Here is a 3,131-nt window from a genome sequence, read left to right as displayed (position 1 = left end):
GGGAGGTGGCTTCTCTTTTTTACAACAGGTATTGCTGATATATCCATTGTGTTCCGGGTATATTTTTCAAAAGTCCTGATGCCTCTTTCGCACAGGATTATGTTGCTGTTGCCTTTAGACATAATGTATTCTGCAGCCATAAGCAGTTCTTCAATAGTTGCAGACATACCTCTTTTTAAAAAGATTGGTTTTTTGCACTTTCCGACTTCTTTTAAAAGAGAAAAATTCTGCATATTTCGTGCGCCTATCTGCAGAATATCAATGTATTCTGCGATCATGTCAACAGACCCTGTGTCCATTACTTCGGAAACTGTAAGCATGTTGTGTTTTTCAGCAGCTTCTTTCAGGTATTTAAGGCCCTGTTCTCCGAGCCCCTGGAAACTGTAGGGGGATGTACGCGGTTTGAATGCTCCGCCTCTTAAAATTTTTGCTCCTGCTTTTTTTACAGCGGCAGCAATAATATCAAGCTGCTCTTCAGTTTCAACTGCACACGGCCCTGCCATTATTACAACTTCGTCTCCGCCTATAACAATATCTTTAATTTTAATAATGGTATTATCAGGATGAAAAGAGCGGCTTGCCAGTTTATAAGGTTCCGCTACCCTGATAACTTCCAGAACTCCCTCTTCAAGTTCAAAAGTTCTGGGGTCTATTCCTCTTGTGTTGCCCACAACACCAAGAACAATTCTGCTGGAGCCTGTAATTGGTACGTATTCAAGGCCTGCATCAGTGATTTTCTGTGTAACTTTTTCAATTTGTGATGCAGAGGAGTTATTTCTCATTACAATTATCATATTATTATCTCCCTTCCCTGCTGTTTTCCTGGACGAGAGAGCATTCTCTGATGATTTGTCTGAAAATTCTTTGAACTTGTTGACGGTATTCAAGGTTAACTCCATGGGTTTTTGATAAAACGTATTTTTCCCTTTCAGGATCTGTTACAGGGATGCCGAATTGCTTTTTTATACTGCCTATCCGGTCTGCCAGTTTGATCCTTGATAAAAGCAGATTTATTAACTCTTCGTCGATTTTGTCAATTTTATTGCGTTGTTTTTGTAATTCGTCATCCATATCCGCCTCTTCCCAAATTAAAAAACCCATACTTTTTCTATCAGCATGGGTTGAATTTCTGTTTATAGTTTTGTCGGATTATGTAATCCGCCCCATGCTCCTATGGTAATAAAACCATGAATAAAAATAAGGCCTAAAATATTTGTAAAGGTTATTTTTAAATTGATGGTGCACGGATTAAAACTCCCTGTTTCTGTTTTTTGTAAAATATGCATAAAAAAAAGGAATGTCAAGAGGAGAAATGGATTTTTGAAAAATTATTTGTATATTTTTTTATTTGTCTTTTTTCTTGGCGCTCTCTGCGTGCGTTGCGAGGAATTTTTTTGGTTTCCCGCTAAAAACATGCGGGAAAGACAAATTAGTGAATAGTAAACAGGGATACCATATTTTACTTTATGGTGAGCCCTTCGTCAGGCTCAGGATAAACTAAGTCGAACCATGAAATCAGAAAAATTATTAGTGGATAGTAAACAGGCTATATGTTTTATCCTTTTTTCCCCGCACCTTGCGAGGGGATGAAAAAAAGTATGTCCGGTTCGGATGTTTTATTGTGCATCCCTATGTGAGGATTGGTCAGGTAGAGATTTTTAGTAAAGATTTTAAAAAAGCCGTGTGATTAATTATAATCACACGGCTTTTAAAATGTATTTCTATTCAGAACTATTTGGTTATTGCATACTCCAGCCCTACAGCTACCAACCATGTAGTCTCATCATAAGTCACTTTATACGGAATGTTCATTGTGGAAGCATTGACATCCATGGGTTTGTATATAGTGTAGAGGCCGCCCAATTCAAGCGCTAAATTTTCATTGAAACATACACGTGCGCCTGCACCAATAGCATCTGCGCTGAGGTCGTAGCTTAACCCGCTTTGATATGCTGCAGAAACGCCGCTCTCTGTATGCTGGAAACCTGCGCTTACTGTAAACTTATCATTAACAGCATACTCCGCGCCAATCTGGTACTCCCAGGTATTGGAATCAACCAATTTTTCATGGCCTGCCCAGTCCGCGTCTTTGTCAAAATAGTAGTTACCGCCGACTGATATCACGAGAGGTTCTGAGACCTGAAAAGATATGCCGCCTGCAAGAATTGCAGGAATATCATATTTTTTTTTCTCACCGTCAGGGAATTGAGGAGAAGCAATCAGATCTTTTGTAGTTTTATTTGTTAATTCCATTTTTGTTGCCAGCTCATATTTCAATCCTATGTTGACCTTGCTGTTGAGTTTAATATTCAATCCCACGATAGGTGTAATACCTGTACCTGTCTGCTCAGCATCTACTTCCTGATCACCCAGAGCTGCAGCAGAGATAGGATCACCGATTGCAGTGAAGAAAGCAGAAGCAGGAATCATACTGCCGTCAAGTCCCAATGCAGGCATGTTCGGATTGATCATGATATTTTTTAAAGATCCCGTGTACACATTTTTTGCTATATTATAGCGTCCGCCCAAACTGAGAGATACTTTCTCGGTTACAGCATAAGATGCATTTACCTGAAAACCATAATAGATAGAAGAACCTTTAAATGCTAAGTCAGCAGAATAAGCAGTGGTTGGGATTCCTTGAGCTGAGACGCCCATAGGGATCAGGGAAAAAGGCTGCTCAAGATCGGGAATACCTTTCTTAAAATCAGCTGTACCGCCGCCTGCAATTGGCGAGAAGTTAAACGCTGCTGCAAATTTATCCTTTTTATACACAGCATAGAAGTCAGGGAATACAGGCACAAATGTATCTCCCTGATATTTACTTGAGTTCAATGCAGGAAAAGTGCTTGTGATAATTTTTTCCTTAATAATGGTCTGGCTGTGAATTGCAAAGAAAAATCCGTCCGGCAGTTGCGTCATTCCAGCAGGATTAAAATATACAGCATCAATTTGCGTAGATGCATTTCGTGACAGCATACGCACAAATTGTACGCTTTGATTCGTGTTGGTGAGAATTCCGCCTGCAAATGCAATCTGCACCAAAGCCAGCACCATAATTACTGCAACAACTCTTGTCTTCATATTTACCTCCAGTTTTGAATTAAGCAGACTTATGTCCCTGCACAAAT

General features: G+C 39.7%; 3 protein-coding genes. All 3 read right to left on the bottom strand.

Going from position 1 to position 3,131, the window contains the following annotated elements:
- Positions 1–794: bifunctional 3-deoxy-7-phosphoheptulonate synthase/chorismate mutase (locus tag J7K93_12720; GenBank protein ID MCD6117872.1), on the bottom strand; the 794-nt coding region annotated here is incomplete at its 3' end.
- Between the two features lie 4 nt (positions 795–798).
- Entirely contained in the window at positions 799–1,071 is a 273-nt protein-coding gene (locus J7K93_12715) for a chorismate mutase (protein MCD6117871.1), read from the bottom strand.
- Positions 1,072–1,731: 660 nt separating this feature from the next.
- Positions 1,732–3,131 (bottom strand): outer membrane protein transport protein (locus J7K93_12710; GenBank protein MCD6117870.1); only part of this gene is annotated, 1,400 nt, incomplete at its 5' end.

It is taken from the genome of bacterium, assembly GCA_021158245.1.
In the GTDB taxonomy this organism is placed as follows: Bacteria; Zhuqueibacterota; QNDG01; order QNDG01; family QNDG01; genus QNDG01.
This window is presented reverse-complemented; position numbering and strand designations above follow the sequence as displayed.

Coding starts and splice junctions, on each gene's coding strand:
- J7K93_12715 (MCD6117871.1), bottom strand. CDS start 1,071: ATGGATGACGAATTACAAAAACAACGCAATAAAATTGACAAAATCGAC.